The following is a 25593-nucleotide window of genomic DNA, read 5'->3' on the forward strand; positions in this document are numbered from 1 at the left end:
GCTCGGGTCGCGCGCGTGCGGGGATGCCAGCGCTCGCGCTACCGGGACTTTCTACCTACAGCCACGCGGAGCCGCGCCCGGTAGGCTGGGGGCTTTGCCCGCCTGCGTGGTTCTTCGATGACCTCCAACCGTTGCCTGCTCGCCGTCGCGCTCGCCAGCGCGATCTCTCTCCACGTGGCTGCGCCCGTCCGCGCGCAGCAGCCACAACCCGAGGCCAAGGAGCAGGCCGACAAGGACAAGGACAAGGTCCAGCTCGAGCAGGACGCGCTCGACCCCGCCGGCAATGACCCGGCCAAGGCCCCCGCGCAGAGCGCCAAGGGTCGCGCCAAGCCCGGCGAGGAAGCCGACAAGAAGAAGTGGGATGTCACCGCCGCGCACGGGCAGACCAAGGCGGTGCGCTTCGAGACCGATGAAGGCACGTGGATGGATGTGGACGTCTCGCCCGACGGCCGACAGATCGCGTTCTCGCTGCTGGGTGACCTGTACCGCATGCCCATCACCGGCGGCGCGGCCACGCGCGTGACCGGCGGCCCGGCGTGGGACGTGCAGCCGCGGTTCTCGCCCGACGGCAAGGAGCTGGCGTTCACTTCCGACCGCGGCGGCGGCAACAACCTGTGGCGCGTGCCGGTCGCGGGCATGGCCGCCGACGGCAGCAATGCCACCCAGGTGACCAAGGAAGACTTCCGCCTGCTCAACAACCCGGCTTGGACCCCCGACGGGCAGTTCCTGATTGGCCGCAAGCACTTCACCGGCGAGCGCTCGCTGGGCGCCGGCGAGCTGTGGCTGTACCACGTCAGTGGCGGCGGCGGCGTGCAGCTGACCAAGCAGAAGAACGACCAGCAGGACCTGGGCGAGCCGGCGGTATCACCGGACGGTCGCTATGTGTACTTCTCCGAGGACGTCAGCCCCGGCCCCACCTTCCAGTACAACAAGAACCCGCATGCGGTGATCTACGCGCTCAAGCGACTGGACCGCGAGACCGGCAAGATCGACACGCTGGTCGCCACGCCCGGCGGTGCGGTGCGTCCGCAGCCCTCGCCGGACGGCAAGTTGCTGGCGTTCGTGAAGCGCATCCGCGACAAATCGGTGCTGCACGTGCTCGACCTCACCAGCGGCGAAACGCGCCCGGTGTGGGACGGCCTGTCGCACGACCAGCAGGAAGCCTGGGCGATCTTCGGCCCCTACAGCAACTTCGACTGGACGCCCGATTCCAAGGGCGTGGTGGTGTGGGCGCAGGGCAAACTGTGGCGCGTGGACATGGCCAGCGGCAAGGCGGCCAACATTCCGTTCACCGCGCAGGTGGAGCAGACCGTCACCGCGCCGCTGCGCTTCGAGCAGAAGATCGACGAAGGCACCTTCGCGCCAAAGATGATCCGCGATGTGGCCACCAGCGCCGACGGCAAGACGCTGATCTTCCACGCCGTGGGCCAGCTGTGGCGCAAGCGCCTGCCCGATGGCAAGCCCGAGCGCCTGACCGCCAACGACGGCGTGTACGAGTACCAGCCCAGCTTCAGCGCCGACGGGCGCAAGCTGCTGTACACCACCTGGTCGGATGCGGGCATGGGCGCAATCTACGTGCGTGATGCCGGCGGCAGCGGCCTGGGCAAGCGCCTCACCCAGGAGAAGGGCTTCTACTACGGCCCGCGCTTCTCGCCCGACGGTTCGCGCATCGTGTACGCCAAGACCGGCGGCGGCGGCCTGACCGGCTCCATGTGGTCGGGCGACAAGGGCATCTACGTGATGCCAGCCGGGGGTGGCAAGGCGGCCCGCGTGGCCGACGACGGCGAATCGCCGCAGTTCAGCGCCGATGGCAAGCGCGTGTATTTCCTTACTGGCGGCGGACTGAAGAAGAAGTTGATGTCGGTTGGCCTCAACGGCGAAGAGCCGCGCGAGGTGTACGACCTGAAGTACGTCGACAGCGTCAGCATCAGCCCCGACGGCAAGTGGGTCGCCTTCACTGAATTGTTCAACGCCTACGTGGCGCCGCTGGTGACCACCGGCAAGGCGGTGGAGTTGGGCAAGGACAGCAAGGCGGTGCCGGTCACCGCGGTCAGCGCCGACGTGGGCAGCTACCTGCACTGGTCGGCAGACTCGAAGTCGCTGAACTGGATGGTCGGCGACCGCTACTATTCGCGCCCGCTCAACCAGGCGTTCGCATTCCTGCCGGGCGCGCCCAAGGAACTGCCCAAGCCCACCACCGACGGTGGCATCGCCGTCGGCTTGACCCTGCCGGTGGACCAGCCGCGTGACGTGGTGGCGTTCACCAACGCGCGCATCGTCACCATGCGCGATGCCGAGCGCACGCAGGAAGTGATCGAGAACGGCACGGTGGTGGTGCGCGGTGATGTGATCGAAGCGGTGGGCGCCGGCGTGGCCGTACCCGCCGGCGCGCGCGTGATCGACGCGCGCGGCAAGACCATCGTGCCGGGCTACGTGGACGCGCACGCGCACGCGGCGCACTTCGGCCAGGGCGTGGTGCCGCAGCAGAACTGGGCGTACTACACCAACCTTGCCTTCGGCGTGACCACCATGCACGACCCGTCGGCCACCACCGAGTTCGTGTTCTCCGAAAGCGAGCTGCAGAAGGCCGGCAGGATGGTCGGCCCGCGCGTGTTCTCCACCGGCACGATCCTGTACGGCGCCGACGGCGACTTCAAGGCGGTGGTCAATTCGCTGGACGACGCGCGCAGCCACCTGCGCCGGATGAAGGCCAATGGCGCATTCTCGGTAAAGAGCTACAACCAGCCGCGCCGGGACCAGCGCCAGCAGATCAACACCGCCGCGCGCGAACTAGGCATGCTGGTGGTGGAGGAAGGCGGCAGTACCTTCCACCACAACATGACCATGGTGCTGGATGGCGTGACCGGCATCGAGCACAACATCCCGGTGGCGCCGCTGTACAAGGACGTGGTCGGCCTGTGGTCGCAGACCGACGTGCGCAACACGCCGACACTGGTGGTGAGCTACGGCGGACTCTCGGGCGAGTACTGGTGGTACGCGCGCGACAACGTGTGGGAGGACAAGAAGCTCAACCGCTTCTTCCCGCGCGAGACGCTGGACGCACGCAGCATCCGCCGCGAGACCGCGCCGGACTGGGATTACTGGCACGTCGAGGTGGCCAAGGCCGTCAAGAAGCTGCGCGATGCCGGAGTCAAGATCCAGGTCGGTGGCCACGGCCAGCTGCAGGGCCTGAGTCCCAACTGGGAAACGTGGATGCTGACCCAGGGCGGCTTCAGCAATTTCGAGGCGCTGCGCGCGGCCACGTTTGACGGCGCCGATTACCTCGGCCTGGGCAAGCAGATCGGGTCGCTGGAAGTGGGCAAGCAGGCCGATCTGGTGGTCCTCAACAGCAACCCGCTGGAGAACATCCGCGCCACCATCGACACCCGCTACGTGATGGTGGACGGCCGCCTGTTCGACGTCGACGCGGACATGGCCGAAGTCGGCAACCATGGCGAGAAGGCCCCCAACTTCTACTGGCAGCGCCATCGTGATGGCCAGACCTTCGGCCTGGAGTACGGGCCGACGGCCGTGTGCCACTGCCCCAAGGGCCACGGCGCGCACGTGCATCTGGACTGAGGCCAGCCGGGACGGGGGTCGGACACAGCCCGTGTCCGGTTCCCTGCCCGTGGCACGCGCCGTGCGCAGGGTTTGTTCACGAGGCGGCAATGATCGAACCGCTAGCCTGACGGCACGACGACAAGGAACGCACCCGATGGCCGCCAGGTACTACATCACCCTGCCCGATGCCAGCCGCGCCCGCGGCACCGATGCCCGCTTCGCCTTCAGCGCCGTTGGCGCGGAGGGCTTCGCGGAACAACTGCAGGACGCCCTGCGCAGCGACCGCCTGTTCGAGCGCTGGCGCGCGACCCAGGACGACCCCGACGGGGTCGATCCCGCGCTCGGTGCGACCGACCCGGGCGCGACCGTACATGGCCAGCAGCAGGATCTTCACGTCAACCTGGTGGTGACATCTGCGATCCCGGGCACCGTGCTCAAGCACCGCCTTCGCCTGCTCGCCGGCGGCCACTGGGAACTGCGCGACGTCACGGCCGCCTGATTGCCCCGGGCGGGCGGATGGAAACGCCCTGCAACCAACGGGGCCGAGTGGCTGCCGGCTCAGCGCACCGGCAGATCTTCCGACGCCCGTTCCGGCGCTCCGTTGTTGGCCCACTGCGCGGCCGAGAGCGCAACCCGCCCGCTCACTCCGGCCCGCTCAAAGGCATGGTGCAGGTGGGTCTTGACGGTTTCCGGGCTGATGCCCAGGTTGCGCGCGATCTGCTTGTTGCTCAGGCCCTGGGCGGCCCATTGCACGATCTCGCGCTGGCGCTGGGTGAGCTGCGCCAGGCTGGGGTGCGACGCCTCGTGGGTGAAGGCGGTTGCGTCGACCGGCGGCAGGTCGTTCCAGGACGACAGCACGGCGCGCAGCATCAATGCCGGCTCCACCGCGAACAGGCCCGCGCCGACCGCGCGCAAGGCCCGCAGCACGGTTTCCGGTGACGCATCCTTTTCCAGGCAGCCACTGGCGCCACTGCGCACGCAGTCCTGAAGGGCGGTGACGGTCGGAGAGCGGTAGAAATACAACCGCTGGGGCAGTGCCACCCGCCAGGAGCGGATCTCATTTTCGACCCGGGGGTCGTCGCCGTCCACCAGTAGAAGGGATGGCTGCTCCCCGCGAGCACCCCGCTCACCAGGGCTTCGGGTGCCCAGCCACGACAGATCCCCGCGGGTTGCGAGGATCCGCTCGAGCCGCGCGCACCAGAGGCGATCACTGCCAATAGCCATCACCGGCAAGCTTGTCATGTGCTCCACCCATCAGGTTGGCACGGGCGCCCCTGCAACGCCGGCAAAGCTTGTAACGCAGGAGCCCCCGGGGGACGGCCACCACCGGTGTCACCTGCCAGTGCGATTGCGCGCTTTCCCCCGCCAGGCCGACAGCATCCCGGGGCCCAACTCCTGCTGACGCGACCCGCCTTGGGCCTCTACTTCACCGAGAACCCGGTCGTGGCGCTGCTCGTGCTCTTGCCGCTCGCGACAGCCGTGGCACGCAACCCGTACTGCCCCACGTAGGCACTGGTCTTGCCAGTGCGATACGACGCCCGTGCGTAACCGTCCCGGCCGCTCTTGGCCTTGATGGAGGTCGTGCGCCCGCTGGGCAGGGTCACCACGAAGGTGACCGCGGCACCCGACACGGGGGTCGAGCCGAGCATCACTCGCGAGCTCATGTAGACCGTCTGGCCGCGCAGGTACAGCGCCTTGTCGGTGCCGATGCTGCCGCTCAGGCTCGGTGCCAGTACGGTGTAGGTGTTACCGGCATTGACCGTATGTACGCTGCCAGCCACGCTCCCGGCGCCCACCCCCACGCCGTAACTGCCGGCGGCGGTGCTGGTGGTCGAGGTGACATCAAGCGTGGTGTTGGCGCTGGTGCCGGGACTCAGGGTCACAGTCGTGGTGCCCAGCACGCCCGCCCAACCCGCGGGCACACTGGCCGCCAGGTTGAATGCGGTGGGCGCACACGCGCTGCTGTCGCCGTTGGCGAGCGTCACCGCGTAGCGCAGGGTCGTTCCCGCCGCGGCCGAGGCCGTGGTCGCCGACAGGCTCATCACCGGCGTGGCGCGGGTGCAGACTGGCGCGGGCGCGGGTGCTGGCTCCGGCTGCGTCACCACCGCCGAGCCTGACAGGCTTACGTCGACGACGGCCCCGGTGGCGGAAACCGAGGCCACCGAAATCGTGGAGCCGGTCAGCGGATCCACATAGCTGCGGCCGACGGTCAGCGCGCCGTCGGACAGGTCGGCCGTGCCGCCAATCGCGCTGTTGGGCGTCATGTCGATCTGGTGGATCGAGTCGCCGTCACCTTGGGTGACGGTCCGCACCATCACGCCCTGCGCCAGGTTGCCGACGCCATCCAGCACGGCATCGACGCCCAACGGCAAGCGGTAATCGAGATAGAACCACAGCGGCGTACCGTTGGCATCGGTGCCGCGCGGCACCTTGATCGCCTTCGCGCCGACGCTGCCGGACGCATAGGGTTCGATGGTGTAGCGCCCGCTGCGGTCAGCCGTCAGGATCGGCGGGGAGACGCCATCGTTCAACCAGCCCATCCGTTCCTTGGCGTACGAACTGAAGTCACCGGTGCGCACGTTGCCCATCAGGTCCGCGGCGTCGCCATAGGGCAGGCGGGTGCAGGTGTCCCCCGTCGCGGAAACATCGCAATCCAGGGCGTGCGCATGGCGCAGACCGAGATTGTGGCCCAGTTCGTGGCCCACGGCCTTCAGGTTGAACGAGCCGTTGATCCAGGCCATCGACGGGTTCTCGTTGACCAGCGCCAGCCCCGACCATGAGCAGGCGTTGCGCGGGAACATGTACACCTTGCGGTTGTAGCCCGACAGGTCACCACCGGCCGCAGCCACCGCCTTGTCGGCCTCGGCGGCAATCAACATGCCGTCGACGCAGGTGCTCTTGTTGTAGGGCACGGTGACCCAGTCAAACGTGCGGCCGCTCAACCAGGTCTGACCAAACGAACTCTGGCGATAGAAATTGTTGGTGGTCTCGAACACCAGCGTATTCGCCGCCTCGCGGGTCATCGGCTGCGAGGTGTCATCCTGGAAGTTGACCAGGATGACCGCCACGCGCTGTTCGCCCATGGCGGCCGGCAGCGCCGCCGCGGAGGTGACCTGGACGCTGCTGGTGGTGCCATCCAGCGTGAGTGCTTCACCGGTCACGCGGCCACGCAGTCGCACGCGGCTGCCCGCTTCCGCCTTCAACGGCGCACCTTCCGTCAGCAATTCCACGCGGCCGCGCGCGGTCTGCAGATAGTGGCGCGTCTGGGCACGCCCCCCGGGGTGATCCTCGATCAGCACCTGCAGGCGACCGTCGAGCGCAACCGACTTGCCTTGTGCCAGGCCCCGCACGGGATTGGCTTCCCAGGCGCGCGGCTGGGCGAGGGCCGAGGTGGCGAAAAGTGCAGTCAGCAGGAGGGCGGGCGCAACAACCCGACCTGCGCGCTTCGAAATGCGTGCAGTGGACATGGCAAGACTCGGTAAGTGGTAGGAGGACGACCATCCGGTCGTTTGAAGCCACTCCCTCCCCGGGAGGACCCGCCGGGCCGGAGAGCCCGTCACCCGCGTCTATGCGGAGAGTCCCGCCCGGTCAACCCGGGTGGGACGCTTTGGATTGTCCCCACCCACCTATTGTTAAACCGCGATTAACCGCACGCTTTGCGCGCGCGCACCGTCGCGCTTTGAGAAACGTGACGGCGTTGGCTAAAACACGGCTCGGCAGCGCCCGGCGCTACGTCGCCGCGACCTTTCGGTCAATCGCGAAGCGCCTCCGCGTGCCACGCGATATGCGCGCCAATTAAGCTTGCGATGAAGTAATAGCTGTGGTCGCAGCCCGCATGCAGCGCCAACTGCAACGGATGCCCCACTGCGCTGCACGCCTCCTGCAAACGCCACGGCTGCAATTGCTCCTGCAGGAAATCGTCCGCCTCACCCTGGTCCACGCGTAGCGGCAGGCGTTCGGCGGCGTTGGCCACCAGTGCACAGGCGTCCCATTCCTGCCAAGCGGACTCGTCGGCCCCCAGGTAAGCAGTGAACGCCTTGCGCCCCCACGGCACCTGTGACGGCGCGACGATCGGGGCGAACGCCGATACGCTGCGATAGCGTCCGGGATTTCGCAGGGCCAGCACCAGCGCCCCGTGCCCCCCCATCGAATGGCCACTGATCGCGCGCGCGGCGTTGGCGGGGAAGTGCGCCTGCACCAGCGCCGGCAACTCGTGCACCACATAGTCGTGCATGCGGTAGTGCGTCGCCCATGGGGCCTGCGTGGCGTTGACGTAGAAGCCCGCACCGAGGCCCAGGTCATAGCCTTCGCCATCGGGCACACCATCGCCGCGCGGACTGGTGTCGGGCGCGACCAGGATCAGCCCGTGCTCGGCCGCATAGCGCTGCGCGCCGGCCTTGGTGACGAAGTTCTGCTCGGTGCAGGTCAGGCCGGAGAGCCAGTACAACACTGGACACGCTGTCTCCGCGGCCTGCGGAGGCAGGTACACGCCGAGATTCATCGCACAACCCAGTGTGTCCGACTCGTGCCGCCACACTTCCTGCCAGCCGCCAAAGCAGGCGTGGCGCTCGATTCGTTGCATGGTCAGGCCTCCCGGGATGGATACGTCAGCGCGTCCGGCAGTGCCGGCTCAGTAGTGGATCACCGAGCGGATCGACTTGCCGTCGTGCATCAGCTCGAATGCCTGGTTGATCTCCTCCAGCCCCATGGTGTGTGTGACGAACGGCGCGAGCTGGATCTCGCCCTGCATCGCATCCTCCACCATCCCCGGCAGCTGGCTGCGGCCTTTCACCCCGCCGAAGGCCGTGCCCATCCACTTGCGTCCAGTGACCAGCTGGAACGGGCGCGTGCTGATCTCCTGTCCCGCGCCGGCCACGCCGATGATCACGGACTGCCCCCAGCCGCGGTGCGCGCACTCCAGCGCCGCGCGCATGACGTTGACGTTGCCGATGCACTCGAAGCTGTGGTCCACGCCCCATCCGGTCATCTCCACGATCACCTGCTGGATCGGCTTGTCGTGATCCTTCGGGTTGACGCAGTCGGTGGCGCCCATCTGCGTCGCCAGATCGAACTTGGCGGGATTGGTGTCGACGGCGATGATGCGTCCGGCCTTGGCCTGCCGCGCGCCCTGGATGACCGCCAGGCCAATGCCGCCCAGGCCGAACACCGCGACCGAGTCGCCAGGCTGCACCTTCGCCGTGTTGTGCACCGCGCCGATGCCGGTGGTCACGCCGCAGCCCAGCAGGCACACCTGTTCGTGGTTGGCCTCCGGGTTGATCTTGGCCAGCGAGACCTCGGCGACCACGGTGTACTCGCTGAAAGTGGAACAGCCCATGTAGTGGTACACCGGCTGGCCGTTGTAGGAGAAACGCGTGGTGCCATCGGGCATCACGCCCTTGCCCTGCGTCGCACGCACCGCCACGCACAGGTTGGTCTTCCCGCTCCGGCAGAACAGGCATTCGCCACACTCGGCGGTGTACAGCGGGATCACGTGGTCGCCCGGCGTGACGCTGGTGACGCCCTCGCCCACTTCCACCACCACGCCCGCGCCCTCGTGGCCCAGCACGCAGGGAAACAGGCCTTCCGGATCGTCGCCGCTGAGAGTGAACGCGTCGGTGTGGCATACCCCGGTGTGGGTGATCCTGACCAGCACCTCACCCTTGCGCGGAGGCTCCACGTCGATTTCGACGATCTGCAACGGCTGGCCAGCAGCGAAGGCGACGGCGGCACGGCTTTTCATGGCAACTCCAGGCACGGATGTGGGCAGCGGCGCGCGTGCGCGCCATCAATCAGGATTGTCGCGCCGCTGGCACGTGCGGTCCATTGCACCAAGCGGTGATTGCTCCCGCCGGCGTCGCGCATCGGCGATCCAACCAGCACCTGCGCTAGCCGGTGTTCTGCACGCCCGCCGCGATGCCGTTGACCGTGGCCACCAGCGCATTGAGCAGATCGTCGTCCGGCCGGCCGGCGTCGCGCCACCGCGCCAGCAGTTCCACCTGCAGCAGGCTGATGGGGTCGACGTACGGGTTGCGCAGACGGATCGACTGCTGCAGCCGCTGGTCGCCGTTGAGCAGCTCGGTTTCGTCCTTGATGGCCAGCACGGCGGCGCGCGCGCGCTCGAACTCGGCCGCGATGCCGGGATGGAACCGCGCGTGCAGGTCGCCGTCGGGCAATGACCGCGCCAGCATCGAGTAGCGCTCGAAAATGCCCGGGTCGGACTTGGCCAACACCATCTCCATGTCGTCGACCAGGGTGCCGAAGAACGGCCAGTCGCGGGCCATTTCGGCCAGCGCGTCGCGGCCATGTGCCGCCAGCGCGCGCTCGAGCGCGGTGCCCACGCCGTACCAAGCGGTCAGTCCCGCCCGGTTCTGCGACCAGGCAAACACCCACGGAATCGCCCGCAACGAACCGATGTCGCCGCGACCGGCGCGCTTGCTGGGCCGGGAGCCGATGCGCAGGCGCTCGATCACGTCGATCGGCGTGGCGGCGCGGAAATACGCCGGGAACAACGCGTCCTCGTGCACCAGTGCGCGGTACTGCGCGCGCGAGTCGCGGGCCAGCTCGGCCGCGATAGCGCGCCACGCGCCCTCGCGCGGTTCCGGCGGGCGCGGCCGGAGCGTCGCGCGCAGCACGCCGCCGGTGGCCTGCTCCAGGTTGCGCAGGGCCAGCGCGCGGATGCCGTACTTGCGGTGGATCACCTCGCCCTGCTCGGTCAGGCGAAGGAAGCCGTCGACCGAGCCACGCGGCGCTGCGATCACCGCGCGCTCGGTCTTGCCGCCGCCGCGACTGACCGAACCGCCACGCCCGTGGAAGAAGGCAATGTGCACGCCGCTGTCGCGCGCCAGTTGGGTCAGCGCGATCTGCGTCTGCTGCAACGCCCAGCGCGAGGCCACTGCACCGCCGTCCTTGGCGCTGTCGGAATAGCCAAGCATGACCAGCTGCCGGTTGCCGCGCGCCGCCAGGTGCGCCCGGTACACCGGGTCCGCGAACAGCGCACTCAACGTGGCGGCCGAGGCGTCAAGGTCGTCAACGGTTTCGAACAGGGGCGCGACATCCAGGGGCACGTTGCCCTCGGCGTCCGCGCATCCCGCCACGCGGGCCAGGGCCAGCACCGCCAGCGCATCGGCGGCGGTGCGACTCATGCTGATGATGTACGGCCCGAACGCGCGCGCGCCGTAGCGCGGCCGCAGGGCCGCCACCGTGCGAAACACGGCCAGCGTGTTCGCCGCGGGCGCGGCCTCGGGCCGGGGCACGGACGGGCGCCGCTGCTCCAACAGTGCGTGCAGGCGCGCGGCGCGCTCCGCGGCCGGGCGCGCATCCCACTCGGCGTCGTCCAGCAACGCCGCCAGTGCCGCATCGTGCGTGCCGGAGTCCTGCCGCAGGTCCAGCGTCGCCAGGTGGAAGCCGAAGCACTCCACGCGCCGACGCAGGCGCTGCACGGCATGCGCGCCAGCGTGGTTGCCGCCGTGCGCGCGCAGGCTGTCGGCGATGAGGTCGATATCGGCGAGGAACGCGGTGGCATCCGGATAGCCTTCGCGGTCTTCGTGGCTGTTGGCCCACAGCCGCTCGATCATCAGCGTGAGCAGATTGCGGTAGGGCATGTCGGCGTGCCGCGGGTGCAACTTTGCCGCGGCAATGGGCATCAGCGCGCGGTAGTCGTCTACCTGCCGCAGCACCGCGTCGGACACCGCCACGCGCGACCGCGACTGGCTCAACGTCTCTGCCAGCGCCGCCAGGTCCCGGCGATAGGCGGCCAGCACCAGCGCGCGCTGGCCGGCCAGCGTTGCGGCGATCGTCCCGGCGCCGACATTGGGGTTGCCATCCATGTCACCGCCTACCCAGGTGCCGAACCCCAGCACCGGCGGCAGCGCGGGGGCATCCGGATAATGCGCGCGGAGCGCCTCCTCGAACACCTCGCAATACACCGGCACCACGCGGTACAGCACTTCCGACAGGTAATAGCTGACGTGCTCGAATTCGTCGGTGACGCTGGGCTTCACCGGCGGCGATTCGGCGGTCTGCCAACTCGCGGTCAGGGCCATGCGGATCCGCTCGCGGTCGATGCGCCGTTCCACCGGCGTGCGGCCACGGTCGATGTCGTCAATCAGGCAGCGCACGATCTGGCGCTCCTTCTCCAGCAGCGCGCGGCGCACCGCCTCGGTCGGGTGTGCGGTGAACACCGGCTCGATGCGCAGGCGTGGCAGCAAGGACGCGACTTCCTCGACGCCAACGCCTTCGCGCGCGAGCTCGCCCAGCACCGCCAGCAGCCCGCCCGGCTGGGCGCCATCGCCACTGCGTTCGTGGTCGCGGCGACGGCGGATGCGGTGCACGCGCTCGGCCAAGTTGACCGCCTGGAAGTAGGTGGCAAACGCACGCACCAGGTCGGCGGCGCGCGCAGTCTCGATTCCGGCCAGCGCATCGGCCAGTTCCGCCACCGGCGCCTCCATTTCGCGTCGGTGGATGGCGCTGCGTCGCAGCGCCTCGACCTCGTCCAGGAAGCCCTGCCCGCACTGCTCGGCCAGGATCTCGCCGACCAGGCCGCCCAGGGCTTTCACGTCCTCCCGCAGCAGGGCGTCGGTGGACGCGAACGCGACGGTTCGCAGCGGCTCATCGGTGAGGGTGGGGTCGGGCGGCAGGGACACGGGCGGGCCAGTGCTTCAGGGGGTTGCCCGCATTGTGGCCCCACCCGCGGCGACGTGGCGCAACGGTATCGCCTGCAACTTCCGGCCGGCGCAGACGAGGCGCCGGCCTAGGACCCGCGGCGGGATCGCGCCGCGGACCCGGGGGGAAGTGCGGGGTCAGGGGCAAGCGTTCGCGTCGCGCACGCATTGCCGGTTGGTGGCGCAATAGATGTAGCCGGCCGCGCAATCGGCCGAACTGTTGGCCACCGTGCGGCACAGACCGCTGACCGGCTCGCAGCCGAACCCGGACACGGCGCAGTCATTGCTGGCGCCGGCGCTGTTGCGGCTCAGGCTCGGGGTCTCGCAGTAGGCGTGCACCTGACTGCCGCCGCGCTGCGTCCATGCCGCCAGTTGCTGGCCCAGTCGTGCGTTCTCATCGCGCAGCGCCTGGTTCTTGGCGCGTTCCTTTTCGTACTGCTGGCGGTAGTCGACCACGATCGTGTCGAGCTTCGGCGCGACCATCGGCCGGACCGTGCCCACGGTCTGCGCCACCGACGAAGCCGAAACCACCAGCACCAGCAACAGCATCACCCCGAGACGCTTGAACATCTTCCTGCTCCCCATGGCCGCGAGGCGGCCGACGGGCGCAGGATAGCGGGATTCCCGGCGGCGCGGCTCAGTAGGCGAACTGCGGGAACACGCGGTCGATGTCGCCCTGCCACTCACCGTGGAAGAGCGCCAGCTTGCGCTCGGCCGGGGTGATGCCGGCTTCCACGAACTCCATCAGCGGCTCGAGGTAGATCGACTCGTCGGCGCCATTGCGGTTCAAGCGCGCGCGCCGGGCCAGCCCGTGCGCGGCGATCTCCAGCGCGCGCCGCGCCAGGTCCAGCACGGTGCCGCCGCGGAACGGCAACTTCATTGCTTGCCGCGGCACGCCATCGCGCAGGGCGTGGCGCTCGGCCAGGCTGAAGTCCTTGACCAGGTCCCAGGCCGCATCCAGCGCGGCATCGTCATAGAGCAGTCCCACCCAGAATGCCGGCAGGGCGCAGATGCGGTTCCACGGGCCGGAGTCGGCGCCGCGCATTTCCAGGTACTTCTTGAGGCGCACCTCGGGGAAGGCGGTCGTGCTGTGGTCGGCCCAGTCCTGCATCGTGGGCCGATGGCCCGGGTACGCCGGCAGGCGGCCGTCCATGTAATCGCGGAACGACTGGCCCGAGGCATCGATGTAGCTGCCGTCGCGGTAGACGAAGTACATCGGCACGTCGAGCAGGTAGTCGGTGTAGCGCTCGTAACCGAAGCCATCCTCGAACACGAAGTCGAGCAGGCCGGTACGGTCGCCGTCGGTGTCTGTCCAGATGTGCGAGCGGTAGCTCAGGTAGCCGTTGGGCTGGCCCTCGGTGAATGGCGAATCGGCGAACAGCGCGGTGGCGATGGGCTGCAACGCCAGCGACACGCGGAACTTCTTCACCATGTCGGCTTCGCTGCCGACGTCGAGGTTGACCTGTACCGTACTGGTGCGGGTCATCATGTCCAGGCCCAGCGAACCAACCTTGGGCATGTACTCGCGCATGATCTTGTAACGGCCCTTGGGCATCCACGGCATCTCGTCGCGGCGCCACTTGGGCTGGAAGCCCATGCCGAGGAACCCCAGCCCCATCGGCTCGGCCACCGCGCGCACTTCCTGCAGGTGACCGGTGGTCTCGCAGCAGGTCTCGTGCAGGTTGGCCAGCGGCGCGCCGGAGAGCTCCAGCTGCCCCGCGGGCTCCAATGACACCGACGCACCGTCGCGCGTCAGGGCGATGACCCGGCCGTGCTCCTCCACCGGCGCCCAGCCGAACCGGGTCAGGCCCTTGAGCAGCGCCTCGATGCCGCGCTCGCCGTCGAAGGTGGGCGGACGCAGGTCGTCCGTGCGGAAGCCGAACTTCTCGTGCTCGGTGCCGATTTTCCAGTCCTCGCGCGGGCGCACGCCGCTGGCGAGGTAGTCGATGAGTTGGGCACGACCCTCGGCGCCGGTGCCGATGGGGACATCCTTGACCTGACTCGGACCGGACACAGGCACCTCGCTGGGGGAATGGGCAAGCGATATGCGGCCTTCGCCTACAATCGCAAGACCTTGGCAGTGTAGCCGCGCGCTTGCCCCGAACAACCGTCGCCATGAAACGCTCTGGTCTGCTGCCGCGCGCAGTCGCGAGGGGGCGCCCATGGGTGGTCGCCGCGCTGCTTGCCACGGTTGCACCCGCGCACGCAGGTCCCGCACCGGCACAGCTGGAGCGCGGCAACGGCCCCGAGCCCTCCACCCTGGACGCGCACCGCTGCCAGGAGGTGGCCTGCGGCAACATCCTGCGCGACCTCTACGAAGGCCTGGTCACCGAAGACGCGCGCGGCCGCCTCGTCCCCGGCATCGCCGAGCGCTGGTCGGTGTCGCCGGACGGCCGCACCTGGACATTCACCCTGCGCCCCGCCCTGCGGTGGAGCAATGGCCAGCCACTGGACGCGCCGCAGGTGGTCGCCAGCTTCCGCCGCGCCTTCGCGCCGATGACCGCGGCGCCCTTTGCCGAACTGTTCGACGCCCTGCACAACGCCCGCACCGTGCAGGCCGGCACGCTGCCGCCCACCGCGCTGGGCGTGCACGCCCCCGATGCGCGCACCGTGTTGTTCCGCCTGGATCGCAGCGCGCCGCTGCCGGCCCTGCTGACGCTGCCGATCGCCTTCCCGGTGTACCTGCCCGCGGTGCAGGCACACGGCGCGCAGCACACACGGCCCGGACGGCTGGTCGGCAACGGCGCCTACCGGCTGCACGCGTGGACCCCGCAGGCCAACCTCGTGGTGGCTCGCAATCCGCACTTCCATGCCGTGCGCGAGGTGGCCATCGCCCGCGTGCGCTTCCATGTCACCGAGGACGCCGCCGCGGAACTGCAGCGCTTCGCCGCAGGCGACCTGGACATCACCGAGGTGGTCCCGCCGCAGCCGCTGGCCGCCTTGCGGCAACGGTTTGGCGCCCAGTTGCGCATCTCGCCCTACCTCGGCGCCTTCTGGCTGGGGTTCAACCTGACCAGGCCACCGTTTGCGGGCGGCCCCGGCAGCCCGGTGGCGGCAGGCGCAGACACCACCTGCCCACGTACCGCGCCCTGCCCCGGCGCCGCCCTGCGCGAAGCGCTGTCGCTGGCGGTCGACCGCGACATCCTCACCCGCCACGTCACCGGGCTCGGCGAAACCCCGGCCTTCGGCCTGGTGCCACCCGGCATCGCCGGCTACAACCCGGCCGCGATGCCGGCCGCGCGCCTCAGCCAGGCGCAACGCGAGGCGCGGGCCCGGGCGCTTTACCGCGCAGCCGGCTACTCGCGCGCAAGGCCGCTGGTCGTGGAACTGCGCTACAACACCTCCACCCCGCACCGGCGCCTGGCGCTGGCAGTGGCGGCGATGTGGCGCGAGGTGCTGGGCGTGCAGGTGCGCCTGCGCAACGAGGAGTGGAAGGTGTTCGTCGGCAACCGCAAGCAACGCGTGATCACCCAGGTGTTCCGCGGCGGCTGGATCGGCGATGTGCCCGATGCGCGCAATTTCCTGGCCGCGTTTGGCAGCGAGGGCCCGCTCAACTGGACCGGCTACGACGACGCCGGCTTCCGCGAGCGACTGACCAGGGCCGACGCCGCGCGCAGCGAGGCAGCACGCAATGCGTGGCTGCGCGCCGCCGAGACGCGGCTGCTCAACGCGCACGCGGCCATTCCGCTGTACTTCTACACGTCCAAGCACCTGGTCAGTACGCGCGTGCGGGGCTTCGAGGCCAATCCGCTCGACCGGCATGCGAGCCGCTGGTTGCGATTGGAATCGCGCCAGCCATGAGTCGCCCCCGCCCCAACGCCGGAGCACCGGCATGAAGCGGTCCGCCGGACTTGTACTGGAAGCCCTGCTCACCCTGTGGCTGCTCGCGACGCTGTGCTTCGTGCTGCTGCGTGCCGCGCCCGGTGGCCCGTTCGATGCCGAGAAGGCCGCCCCCCCTGAAGTGCAGGCCGCTCTCGACGCGCAATACCGCCTCGACCGCCCATTGCCCGCGCAATACCTGGCGTGGCTGGGCGACGTGGCGCGCGGCGACCTCGGCCCGTCCTTCCAGTACCCCGACTACAGCGTCAACCAGCTCGTCGCCAACGCGCTGCCGGTATCGGCGTTCAACGGCGGCTGCGCCCTGTTGCTGGCGCTGGGCCTCGGCATTCCGCTGGGGGTCTGGGCCGCGCGGCGGCGCGGGCGATGGAGCGATCGTCTGCTGATGTTCGGCGCCGGTCTCGGCCTGGCGGTGCCGAAGTTCGTCGCCGCGCCGCTACTGGTGCTGCTGTTCGCGGTCACCCTGCACTGGCTGCCCGCGGGCGGCTGGGGCGGCGAGGGCTGGGACGGCCTGCGCCACGCGGTGCTGCCGGTGATCGCACTGGCCCTGCCCAACATCGCCTACTGCGCCCGCCTCACCCGCGCCTCGATGTTGGAGACGCTGTCGGCCGAATACCTGCAGGCGGCGCGCGCGCGCGGCTTGTCCGAGGCGCGGCTGCTGTTCGCGCACGCGCTCAAGCCTGGGCTGCTGCCGGTCGTGGCGTGGCTGTCGCCGGCGCTGATCAACGTCATCACCGGCTCGGCCGTGGTCGAACAGGTGTTCGGCATCCCCGGCATGGGGCGCTACTTCGTGCAGGGCGCACTCAACCGCGACTACACCCTGGTGCTGGGCGTGGTGCTGGTGGTCGGCGCGCTGATCGTGGCGATCAACGCGCTGGTCGATGCGTTGCGCGGCTGGATGGATCCGAGGCTGCGCGAATCGCGCTGATCGGTATCCGCGCGGCGCCCACTGCCCCGGCCCGCCTGCACAGCCGACCTATTCGGCGTGCTCGGAATAGGCGTAGTGCGGTGGGCCTTCGAAGTACTTCAGGCGCTGGCGATACACCCTGCGCAGGCAGGCCGCGTCGTCACAGGCATTTCGCTTCTCCGCCAGCCACCGCATCTGCGTGGAGCGCTCGGCCTCGGGCTGATCGGAGCGCGAAAGTGCCAGGCGGTACGCCTTGGACAACCGCCGATCGAGTTCGCCCACCTCCCGGTCACCGCAGACCAGGGATTCCGCCCGGTTGAGTGGCTTCCCGCAGTCGAAACTGGGCGCCGAGCCGTCGGGGACCACCGCTGCCGCCTCCGCTTCGTCGAAGGCAACGCCGCCCTTGCTGAGCTTGTCATCGTCGCTGGAGGCGGATTCGGCAGCATCGACTGCATCCGGCCCTTCTTCGACCATCTGCGGATCGGCCTCGGCCGCTACCTCGGTCCCGTCCTCGCGCATTGCACGGGCCAGCTCACCGGCCATGAATTCGCGGTCTTCGGACGAGATCCGCCGCACCAGCGCCATGTCGAGCTGGGAGCCACCATTCATCGTCACCAGCAGTCGGAAGCCGGGTCCGCCCTCCTGAGGCACCTTCTGGATCGTCCAGATGACGCGCCCGCCTGCCGCCGCCACCGAGAGGTTGGCCGATTGCGCCTTCACGTCCACCGAGCGCAACTGCACGTCGGCTTCGTAAACGCCATCACTCAACAAGCGCAGGTTGCGACCCTCGCGAACCAGATAGAGCAGCTGTTCCGGTTCAGAGGAACGCCACACGCCCTCCATGTCGCTGAGCAACTGTTCCGTGGCGGCATCGGACGAGGCGGCCGGGACGGGCGCAGGCGACTTCGAGCAACCAGCGGCCCACGCCAGGGTCAGGACAAGCAAAACAATGCGCAACATGCTTCCTCCTTGAAGATGGATGACCCCACGGTCCGGCGGGGGATGGCCCTGGCCTGCAGGCCGCAGGGCCGCAGATTATAGGCAACCGGTAGCTACAGTTTGAGGCGCCGCCGGTGCGCCTCAGGCAGTGCCGGGCGGGGTCATCTCCAGCCACGAACCGATCACGCCACGCACATCGTCCACGCCCAGCTTGGACTCGCCGGAGAACACCTGCACGCTGACACTGTCGGCAAAGTGCGACGACAGTTCCTTGCGCACTGCGGCGAGCGACTGCATCTGCTGGCTGCGGCTGAGCTTGTCGGCCTTGGTCAGCAACGCATGCGCGGGCAGCCCGCGGCGCACGGCGTAGCCCAGCATCTGCAGGTCGTAGTCCTTGAGCGGATGGCGGATGTCCATCACCACCACCAGCCCGCGCAGCGCCTGGCGCGTTTCAAAGTACTGCTGGATGAAAGCCTGCCAGTGCGCCTGAAGGTCCCTGGGCACCTTGGCGTAGCCGTAACCGGGCAGGTCGACCAGGTAGCGGTCGGTGGTTGGCGGGATGTCGAAGAACACCAGTTGCTGGGTGCGTCCCGGGGTCTTGGACACGCGGGCGAGCGCGTTCTGGTTGCAGATCGCATTGAGCGCGGTGGATTTGCCCGCATTGGAGCGGCCCGCGAAGGCCACCTCGAAGCCGCCGTCGGGCGGCAACTGGCGCGGGTTGTGGGCGGCCAACAGGTATTTGGCGCGGGCTAGGGGATTCGACATCCGCCTAGGATCGCACGGCCCACGGGGTTCCGGTCGGAAGGATGGCTATGCGTATGGTCGGGCGGGAGGCAAACGTGGCGCGGTCCCCGCCTTCGGCGCACGGCGCGTTGACCCCATGGCGGCCGCCGACGATAATTCCGCGGTTCCGGCGCCGCTTGCGGTGCTGCCCGTTTGCCTGTCTACACACCAGATTTTCCGGAGCCCAGCCTAATGAGCCAAGCCCGCGTCCTCGGCATTGTCGGCCTCGCCGCCCTCGCGGTTGCTGCCGTCGCCTATGCCCAGACCACGGTCACCCCGGTCGCACCGACCGCGCAGGTGCAGACCGCCCCGCTGGACGCCAAGCCGGAGAAGACGGTTTGGGGCGACGCCAAGGCCGGCGCCGCCAAGGCCGGCACCTGCGCGGCCTGCCACGGCCTCGACGGCAACCCGACCGACCCGCAGTACCCGCGCCTGGCCGGACAGAGCGAGCGCTACATCGCCCAGCAGCTGGCCCTGTTCAAGAGCGGCGAGCGCACCGGCGGCATGTCCGCGGTGATGATGCCGTTCGCCAGCATGCTCACCGCGCAGGATGCCCGCGACGTCGGCGCGCACTTCGCGGCGCAGAAGTCGGGCGCCGGCATCGCCGACGATACCGCCATCGCCACCGGCCCCCATGCCGGCAAGAAGTTCTACGAAGTGGGCCAGCAGCTGTTCCTGTCGGGCGACAAGGCCCGCGGCATCCCCGCGTGCATGGCGTGCCATGGTCCGACCGGTGCCGGCAACCCCGGCCCGGCGTACCCGCGCGTCGCTGGCCAGATGGCCGATTACAGCAAGCGCCGCCTCGAGGAATACCGCGCCGGCACCACCACCCAGCGTGATCCGCACCTGTTCAACGTGATGGCCGGCGTGGCCAAGCAGCTGACCGACGAGGAAATCACCTCGCTGTCCAGCTACCTGCAGGGCCTGCACCCGCGTCGTGACGACGTGGCCAGCGCAGCGCCCGCCCCCGTCGCTTTGCCGGCGGCTCCGGCGGCCCCGAAGGCGCCCGCCGCGGAGCCGGCCAAGGACGAGGCCTCGTCCGCCCAGAGCAACTCGCGCCCGCTGGGCGGCTGAACTTCGCGCGGCGACCGCGGTCACATCCGCCAACGCTGCATTCAGGACGCCGACCGCTATCCTAGCGGTCGGCGTTTCTGTTTCCGGACGTCGCCCATCCCCCCGCCCTGCCGCCGCACGGGCCCAACCGTCCCGACTGAACGATGCCTACCTGTCGCCCTTCGCTCTTCCCCACCCTGGCCCTGTCCGCGCTGCTCGCAATGCTGCCGCTGGCGAGCCTGATGGCGGCCCCGCCCGCCGCCAAGTCCACGGATGTCCCCGTTGCCGGCGTGGACTATGAGCTGATCGAAGGCGGCGCGGCATACCAGCCAGTGGCCGGCAAGATCGAGGTGGCCGAGGTGTTTGGCTACACCTGCCCGCATTGCGCGCACTTCGAGCCGGCATTCTCGGCATGGAAGGCGCGCCAGGCCAAGGACGTGAGCGTGGTGATGGTCGCCGCCCCGTTTGGTGGCCGCTGGATGCCGTATGCGCGCGCCTACTATGCCGCGCAGCGCCTGGGCGTGGCCGCGCAGACCCATGCCGCGATGTTCCGCGCGCTGCACGAGGACGGTAGCCTGCCCCTGGGCGATGCCAGTGCCGAAGAGATCGCCACGTTCTACGCCGGGCGGGGCGTGGATAGCGCCCGTTTCCTTGCCACGTTCAATGGCCCCGAAGTCGCGGCCGACCTGCAGCGCGCGTACGCGTTCATCGAGCGCAGCGGCGTGGATGGCACGCCGTCCCTGGTGGTCAACGGCAAGTACCGGATCATCGGCGGCAAGACCTATGCCGACCGCCTGAACATCGTCGACCGCCTCATCGCGCAGGAACGCGCGGCGCGACGTCCCGCGGCGCGCGCCAAGCGCTGAGCCGCGGTCGTGACCGGGCGCGCGCTACCCGACGCGCGCTGCCCGCATAATGCGGAATAAACGCCGCTCCCTCTTTCTCCAGTGGAATCGCCGCAATGACTTCACGCCTGACCCTGATCCTGCTCACTGCCCTGACCCTGGCCGCCTGCGGCAAGCAGGAGGCGCCGGCGCCGGCTGCCCCGGTGGCGGAGACCGCCCCGGCCACGACCCCCGCACCAGCGGGCACCGAGGCCGGCACGCCCGCCCCCGCCGCGGAAACCCCGAACAACAACCCGATCGTGCCGCCGCAGGGTCCGGCACCGGTCGCGGGCACCGATTACGTGGAAATCCCGGGTGGGCAGCCGTTCCAGCCGGGCACCGGCAAGATCGAGGTGGCCGAAGCGTTTGGCTACACCTGCCCGCACTGCGCCAGCTTTGAACCGGTGGTGTCGGCCTGGAAGGCCAAGCTGCCGGCGGACGTGAACTTCGTGCCGGTCGCCGCCCCGTTCGGTGGCTACTGGATCCCCTACGCCAAGGCCTACTACACGGCCGAAGGCATGGGCCTGGTGGGCAAGACCCATGAAGCGATGTTCCGCGCGATCCACCTGGAGCGCACCCTGCCGGTGCAGGGCGTGACCGACGAGCAGGTCGCCGCGTTCTACGCCAAATACGGTGCCGACGCGAAGGCCTTTGCCAGCACCATGTCCAGCTTCGCCGTCGCCGGCAAGCTCAAGCGCGCCGAGCAGTTCCTGGTGCGCAGCGGCGTGGACGGCACGCCCAGCGTCGTGGTCAATGGCAAGTACCGGATCATCGCCGGCGGCGGCTTCGAGAACGTGCTGCGCGTGGCCGACCACCTGATCGCCATGGAACGGGCCGCCGCTGCTCCGGCCGCGCCGGCGCCGGCCCCCGCCACCGGCGGCTGATCCAAGCGGGAATCCGTCGACATGGGCTCGCCTGGCAGGAAGACGCGACGGCTGCGGCTGCTCAGCGCCAACATCCAGGCGGGCTCCAGTACGCGCGGCTACCACGACTATGTCGCCCGCAGCTGGTCGCACGTGCTGCCCGCCGGCAACAAACGCGGCAGCCTGGACGCCATCGCCCAGCTCGCCGGCCAGTACGACATCGTCGGACTGAACGAGAGTGACCCGGGCAGCCTGCGCTCGGGATTCACCAACCAGACCCATTACCTGGCCGAACGCGGTGGCTTCGATTACTGGAGCCACCAGCCCAACCGCCGCGTCGGTGGCGTGGCCTCCAGCGCCAACGGCCTGCTGGCACGGCTGGAGCCGCGCGAAGTACTCGACCATAGCCTGCCCGGGCGACTGGGCGGGCGCGGCGTGCTGATCGCCCGCTTCGGCAACGAGCCCGACGCGCTCATGGTGGCGGTTGCGCACCTGTCGCTGGGGGCCAGTTCGCGCGCCTCGCAACTGTCGTTCATCGCGGAATTGCTGCACGGCCATGCCAACGCGGTGCTGATGGGCGACTTCAACTGCCCCGTCGACCGGCCCGAGATGCAGCAGTTGTTCAAGCGTACGCGCCTGCAACCGCCCGACCACGACACGCCTACGTTCCCCAGCTGGAGCCCGCAGCGCGCCATCGACCACATCCTGGTCGGCGATGGCCTGCGCTGCAGCGAGCCGAAGGCGCTGGCCGCCGCGTTCTCCGACCACCTGGCGCTGTCGGTCAACCTGGACGTGCCGGAAGCCGCGCTGGGCTGACCGTGCGATTCCGCCGCGCGCGGCGCCGAGGCTCTGAACCGCGTCTTCGTCCGGCGAATTCCGCCGACCACAAAACCGAACGGCCGGGGATCGCTCCCCGGCCGTTCTACTGTCACACCTTCAACCGATCAGAAGCGCAGGTCGGCACGCACGTAGAAGTAACGGCCACCCGGGATGTCGTAGGTGGAGGCGTCGTAGCCGTTGAGCGAGCACGACAGGCAGATCGGCGGATCCTTGTCGAACACGTTCTTGGCGCCCACGGCCAGCTGCAGGCCCTTCATCCAGTCGAAGCGGTAACCCACCTGCACGTCGTGGTAGGTGATCGCGTCAAGCGTGTTGGTGCCCTCGGCGGGGTTGCTGCACACCGGGAACGACACCGCGTCGCCGCACTCCTCTTCCAGCTCGGAGATGTAACGCATGGTCCACGAGGCGGTCCAGGCGTTCTTGCCCCACTCGAGCGAGGTGTTGGAGGTCCATTCCGGAATCGCGCTGTCGGTGACTTCCACGCCCACCGTGCGCGGCTGCACCTGGCCCGCGGCGCCGATGGCTTCGTAGCGGCCGACAAAGGTGTTCTGCCAAGCCAGCTTGAAGTTGCCCAGCGAGGATTCCGGCAGGGTCCAGAACACGTCGAAGTCCCAGCCGTCGGTCTTGATAGAACCGAGGTTGGTCAGGCGGTTGTTGAAGCTGTTGATGCTGCCGACGTTGGGCGCGCGGGTGATGCCGTTGCAGTACAGCGGGTCCAGCGTCTCCACGCACAGGTCCAGCTGGGTCTGTGCATCGATGGCCTGCACCGCGCCTTCCAGCGCGTGGCGGTAGAAGGTCAGCTCGATGTCGAGGCGCTCCGACCATGCGGCGTCACTGGCGAACGCCGGGCTGAACACCATGCCGGCGGTGAAGCTGCGTGCCGTTTCCGGCTGCAGGTCCGGGTTGCCACCGGTGGTCACCGAAATCTGGCCGTTGGACTGGGAAGCGCCGGCGGGGACGCCCAGCGCGCGGCAATTCGCGGTGTTGCCGGTGGGCGCCGAGCCATCCAGGCCGATCAGGCACGGGTCGTCCAACTGCAGGTCGGCGCGGCTGGCCGAGCCGTACAACTCGCCGATCGACGGGGCCCGGAAGCCTTCGGCATAGGTGGCACGCAGCAGCAGCTCATCGGCCACCTGCCAGCGCAGGCCGAACTTCGGCGTGAACTGGCCACCGAAGGTCGAGTAGTCCGAGTAGCGGCCGGCCAGGCTCAGGTCCAGGCTCTTGCCGAACAGGCCGTCGCGCATCAGCGGAACGTTGAATTCGACATAGGCTTCGTTGACGTCGTATTCGCCCGAGGTCGGCAACGACGGCACGCCGTTGTAGTGGCTCTCCACCACGGTGCTGCCGTCGGGGCGGGTCACGGTGACGTAGTTGATCGGGTCGGGGGTGTACTCGCCCTCGTAGCGGCGGTGTTCCAGGCCCGCGGCGAACGACAGCGGACCGGCCCACATCTCGAACAGGTCGCCGGAGATGTTGGCCGTCGCCAGCTGCAGGGTCTGCTCGCTGCGGTCGCGCACCACCGGCTGGATCCACGCCAGCATCGCCGGCGTGATCGTGCCCGGGCCACCGAAGATGTTCAGCGGCACGCAGCCCGGCGTCGTCGCGCAGGTCGCACCCGAGGTGTCGGTGTCGCCCAGCGCCAGCGCGATGTTGCGGATGTTGTACGAGCCGTAGTTGGTCTGCTCGGCCTCGTTCTTGCTGGCCGCGACGTTGACGTCCCAGAACCAGGTCTTGTCGTTGGCGTCGAAGCTGCCTTCCACGCCCGCGGCGAAGTACTGGGTGTCGACCTGCTGTTCGAAGCGGCGCGGACCGCCCTCGACCGGGCGACGGCCGATCAGGATCAGGTTGGAGCTGGAGTCCAGGTCGATCCCGAACGGGTTGTACATCTGGGTGGCAGGAATGAAGATGCCGTCCGCATACGGGTTGCCGGTGCCTGCATCGCCACCGAGGAAGATCGGTTCCGGCGCCGCCTGGTTGGTCGACTCGCGACGGTTGAACAGCGCCTTGGCGTAGGCGTGCACGTTGTCGTTGAAGTAGTAGCGGAACTGCCCGAACACGCCGGTGCGCTCCGACGGCGTCAGCAGCATGTTGTACTGCGAGAAGTTGAAGCGGTTGGCGGTGCGGAAGCCGATGAAGTCGGTCGGGTACTGCGGCGTCGGCGAGAAGCTGGACCCGTTGGGCGTGGTGATGTTGCAGAACGCCACCGGCGGCGTCGCCGGGTTGTCATCCAGGTCGGCCAGCGGACAAGCCGTGCTCGGCGCGCCCGGCAGGAACACGAAGCGGCCATTCGGCGTGGCCGAGCTGGCGAAGGTCAGGCCGGTGCCCGGGATCGGGTAGCTGGACTGCTCGCGGTCCTTGGAGAAGATCGGGTCCTGGTTGACGTAGCTGGCGCCGACGAAGAAGTTGGCGCGCTCGGTGCTGGTGCCCCAGGCCAGGTCGATGCTGCCCAGGTCGCCATCGCCCTCGCCGTACTGGCCGGCGTTGAGGGTGACCTGGCCGCCTTCGAAGTTGCGACGGGTGATGATGTTGACCACGCCGGCAATCGCGTCGGAGCCGTACAGCGAGGATGCACCGTCTTCCAGCACCTCGATGCGCTCGACCAGGGCCAACGGGATGGTGTTGAGGTCGGTCGCTGCGCCCACGCCGGAAGCGGAGGACTCGTTGATCCAACGCACGCCGTCCACCAGCACCAGCACGCGCTTGGGACCGAGGTGACGCAGGTCGACCTGTGCCGAACCGGCACCGACGCCGTCGCCGTTGGGCGAGAAGCCGAAGTTGCCGGACGAGTTGAACTTGGTGTTCAGCGCCGAACCGGCACCCGTCAGGCTCTGGACGATGTCGCCCAGCGAGGTGAGGCCGGAGCGATCGATGTCTTCGCGGGACAGGGTCTGCACCGGCACCTGGCTCTCGATCTCGGCCTTCTTGATGCGGGTACCGGTCACGCGGACCGAATCGAGCGTGGTCGCCTGCGACGACTCGGCTTCCTGCGCGGCGACAACGCCGGGCAGGGCAATCAGCATGGACAACTGGATGGCTTTCGCCAATGTCTTGCGGCGCAACGCTTGCATCAACCTCTCTCCCTATAAGTGATGTAACAGCACAAAGCCGCCCGGCCCCTGTTCCGTGGCGTAACCGGGTTGTAAACAATTTGTGAACCCGCCACAAGCGGCAAACGGCATGCGCCGGTCGCGCACAGTGCCTGAACAGGCGCGTGAAGGCCCGCGGAGCGCGACGCGGGCGGGGGAATCGATTTGGGCGACGCCGTC

18 protein-coding genes are annotated in these 25593 nt (G+C 69.0%); 8 read left to right on the forward strand and 10 right to left on the reverse strand.

Translation table 11 applies throughout. From position 1 onward, the window contains the following. Positions 1 to 117 precede the first annotated feature (117 nt). Positions 118 to 3579, forward strand: a complete 3462-nt coding sequence (locus AC3ARF_RS13480) for an amidohydrolase family protein (RefSeq protein ID WP_498928743.1) — start codon at positions 118 to 120, stop codon at positions 3577 to 3579. 136 nt (positions 3580 to 3715) lie between these two features. After that, entirely contained in the window at positions 3716 to 4060 is a 345-nt protein-coding gene (locus tag AC3ARF_RS13485) for a hypothetical protein (protein ID WP_498928745.1), read from the forward strand. A gap of 59 nt (positions 4061 to 4119) precedes the next feature. Here AC3ARF_RS13485 and AC3ARF_RS13490 read toward each other — a convergent pair whose 3' ends face one another. The 7 genes from AC3ARF_RS13490 to AC3ARF_RS13520 form a co-directional block, all read right to left on the reverse strand. Next, positions 4120 to 4650 (reverse strand): LuxR C-terminal-related transcriptional regulator, encoded by a 531-nt coding sequence (locus AC3ARF_RS13490; RefSeq protein ID WP_498928747.1) that lies wholly within the window; start codon positions 4648 to 4650, stop codon positions 4120 to 4122. Between the two features lie 332 nt (positions 4651 to 4982). After that, positions 4983 to 7028 (reverse strand): NEW3 domain-containing protein, encoded by a 2046-nt coding sequence (locus AC3ARF_RS13495; protein ID WP_498928749.1) that lies wholly within the window; start codon positions 7026 to 7028, stop codon positions 4983 to 4985. A 284-nt stretch (positions 7029 to 7312) separates the two neighbouring features. Continuing rightward, positions 7313 to 8143: an S-formylglutathione hydrolase gene (gene fghA / locus AC3ARF_RS13500; protein WP_498928751.1), complete on the reverse strand. Its 831-nt coding sequence runs from the start codon at positions 8141 to 8143 to the stop codon at positions 7313 to 7315. 48 nt (positions 8144 to 8191) lie between these two features. Next, on the reverse strand, positions 8192 to 9301 hold the full coding sequence (locus AC3ARF_RS13505; protein WP_498928753.1) for an S-(hydroxymethyl)glutathione dehydrogenase/class III alcohol dehydrogenase: 1110 nt from the start codon (positions 9299 to 9301) through the stop codon (positions 8192 to 8194). A gap of 145 nt (positions 9302 to 9446) precedes the next feature. Further along, entirely contained in the window at positions 9447 to 12203 is a 2757-nt protein-coding gene (gene ppc / locus AC3ARF_RS13510; RefSeq protein ID WP_498928755.1) for a phosphoenolpyruvate carboxylase, read from the reverse strand. 156 nt (positions 12204 to 12359) lie between these two features. Then, the gene (locus AC3ARF_RS13515; RefSeq protein WP_498928757.1) at positions 12360 to 12791 is read right to left on the reverse strand and encodes a hypothetical protein; all 432 of its coding nucleotides are present in this window, start codon (positions 12789 to 12791) and stop codon (positions 12360 to 12362) included. 67 nt (positions 12792 to 12858) lie between these two features. Then, complete coding sequence (locus tag AC3ARF_RS13520; protein ID WP_498928759.1) at positions 12859 to 14235, reverse strand: glutamate--cysteine ligase; 1377 nt, start codon at positions 14233 to 14235, stop codon at positions 12859 to 12861. Positions 14236 to 14336: 101 nt separating this feature from the next. Between AC3ARF_RS13520 and AC3ARF_RS13525 the strand changes: the two genes are divergently transcribed. Continuing rightward, positions 14337 to 16022, forward strand: a complete 1686-nt coding sequence (locus AC3ARF_RS13525) for a peptide ABC transporter substrate-binding protein (protein WP_498928761.1) — start codon at positions 14337 to 14339, stop codon at positions 16020 to 16022. Positions 16023 to 16053: 31 nt separating this feature from the next. Next, positions 16054 to 16986, forward strand: coding sequence for an ABC transporter permease (locus AC3ARF_RS13530; RefSeq protein WP_498928763.1), 933 nt, complete (start codon positions 16054 to 16056; stop codon positions 16984 to 16986). 48 nt (positions 16987 to 17034) lie between these two features. Here AC3ARF_RS13530 and AC3ARF_RS13535 read toward each other — a convergent pair whose 3' ends face one another. Then, positions 17035 to 17925: a lysozyme inhibitor LprI family protein gene (locus tag AC3ARF_RS13535; RefSeq protein ID WP_498928765.1), complete on the reverse strand. Its 891-nt coding sequence runs from the start codon at positions 17923 to 17925 to the stop codon at positions 17035 to 17037. A 120-nt stretch (positions 17926 to 18045) separates the two neighbouring features. Beyond that, positions 18046 to 18669: a ribosome biogenesis GTP-binding protein YihA/YsxC gene (gene yihA, locus AC3ARF_RS13540; protein WP_498928767.1), complete on the reverse strand. Its 624-nt coding sequence runs from the start codon at positions 18667 to 18669 to the stop codon at positions 18046 to 18048. Between the two features lie 210 nt (positions 18670 to 18879). On the opposite strand from yihA, the gene AC3ARF_RS13545 reads away from it, so the two are divergent. The 4 genes from AC3ARF_RS13545 to AC3ARF_RS13560 all read left to right on the forward strand — a co-directional run bounded on the left by AC3ARF_RS13545 (position 18880) and on the right by AC3ARF_RS13560 (position 22303). Continuing rightward, complete coding sequence (locus AC3ARF_RS13545) at positions 18880 to 19761, forward strand: c-type cytochrome (RefSeq protein WP_498928768.1); 882 nt, start codon at positions 18880 to 18882, stop codon at positions 19759 to 19761. A 143-nt stretch (positions 19762 to 19904) separates the two neighbouring features. Continuing rightward, positions 19905 to 20606, forward strand: coding sequence for a thiol:disulfide interchange protein DsbA/DsbL (locus tag AC3ARF_RS13550; protein ID WP_498928769.1), 702 nt, complete (start codon positions 19905 to 19907; stop codon positions 20604 to 20606). Between the two features lie 95 nt (positions 20607 to 20701). Continuing rightward, on the forward strand, positions 20702 to 21508 hold the full coding sequence (locus AC3ARF_RS13555; RefSeq protein WP_498928771.1) for a thiol:disulfide interchange protein DsbA/DsbL: 807 nt from the start codon (positions 20702 to 20704) through the stop codon (positions 21506 to 21508). A 21-nt stretch (positions 21509 to 21529) separates the two neighbouring features. Further along, positions 21530 to 22303, forward strand: coding sequence for an endonuclease/exonuclease/phosphatase family protein (locus tag AC3ARF_RS13560; RefSeq protein ID WP_498928773.1), 774 nt, complete (start codon positions 21530 to 21532; stop codon positions 22301 to 22303). A 128-nt stretch (positions 22304 to 22431) separates the two neighbouring features. On the opposite strand, the gene AC3ARF_RS13565 is transcribed toward AC3ARF_RS13560, so the two are convergent. Further along, on the reverse strand, positions 22432 to 25395 hold the full coding sequence (locus tag AC3ARF_RS13565) for a TonB-dependent receptor (RefSeq protein ID WP_498928775.1): 2964 nt from the start codon (positions 25393 to 25395) through the stop codon (positions 22432 to 22434). Positions 25396 to 25593: the final 198 nt, after the last annotated feature.

It is taken from the genome of Lysobacter sp. KACC 24251, assembly GCF_057747755.1.

What these genes read in the sequence shown, in the direction of transcription:
- AC3ARF_RS13525 (WP_498928761.1), top strand. Translation starts at nt 14,337, where the DNA reads ATGAAACGCTCTGGTCTGCTGCCGCGCGCAGTCGCGAGGGGGCGCCCA.
- AC3ARF_RS13545 (WP_498928768.1), top strand. Translation starts at nt 18,880, where the DNA reads ATGAGCCAAGCCCGCGTCCTCGGCATTGTCGGCCTCGCCGCCCTCGCG.
- fghA (WP_498928751.1), bottom strand. Translation starts at nt 8,143, where the DNA reads ATGCAACGAATCGAGCGCCACGCCTGCTTTGGCGGCTGGCAGGAAGTG.
- AC3ARF_RS13530 (WP_498928763.1), top strand. Translation starts at nt 16,054, where the DNA reads ATGAAGCGGTCCGCCGGACTTGTACTGGAAGCCCTGCTCACCCTGTGG.
- yihA (WP_498928767.1), bottom strand. Translation starts at nt 18,669, where the DNA reads ATGTCGAATCCCCTAGCCCGCGCCAAATACCTGTTGGCCGCCCACAAC.
- AC3ARF_RS13555 (WP_498928771.1), top strand. Translation starts at nt 20,702, where the DNA reads ATGACTTCACGCCTGACCCTGATCCTGCTCACTGCCCTGACCCTGGCC.
- AC3ARF_RS13505 (WP_498928753.1), bottom strand. Translation starts at nt 9,301, where the DNA reads ATGAAAAGCCGTGCCGCCGTCGCCTTCGCTGCTGGCCAGCCGTTGCAG.
- AC3ARF_RS13480 (WP_498928743.1), top strand. Translation starts at nt 118, where the DNA reads ATGACCTCCAACCGTTGCCTGCTCGCCGTCGCGCTCGCCAGCGCGATC.
- AC3ARF_RS13515 (WP_498928757.1), bottom strand. Translation starts at nt 12,791, where the DNA reads ATGTTCAAGCGTCTCGGGGTGATGCTGTTGCTGGTGCTGGTGGTTTCG.
- AC3ARF_RS13535 (WP_498928765.1), bottom strand. Translation starts at nt 17,925, where the DNA reads ATGTTGCGCATTGTTTTGCTTGTCCTGACCCTGGCGTGGGCCGCTGGT.
- AC3ARF_RS13565 (WP_498928775.1), bottom strand. Translation starts at nt 25,395, where the DNA reads ATGCAAGCGTTGCGCCGCAAGACATTGGCGAAAGCCATCCAGTTGTCC.
- AC3ARF_RS13560 (WP_498928773.1), top strand. Translation starts at nt 21,530, where the DNA reads ATGGGCTCGCCTGGCAGGAAGACGCGACGGCTGCGGCTGCTCAGCGCC.
- AC3ARF_RS13495 (WP_498928749.1), bottom strand. Translation starts at nt 7,028, where the DNA reads ATGTCCACTGCACGCATTTCGAAGCGCGCAGGTCGGGTTGTTGCGCCC.
- AC3ARF_RS13550 (WP_498928769.1), top strand. Translation starts at nt 19,905, where the DNA reads ATGCCTACCTGTCGCCCTTCGCTCTTCCCCACCCTGGCCCTGTCCGCG.
- AC3ARF_RS13485 (WP_498928745.1), top strand. Translation starts at nt 3,716, where the DNA reads ATGGCCGCCAGGTACTACATCACCCTGCCCGATGCCAGCCGCGCCCGC.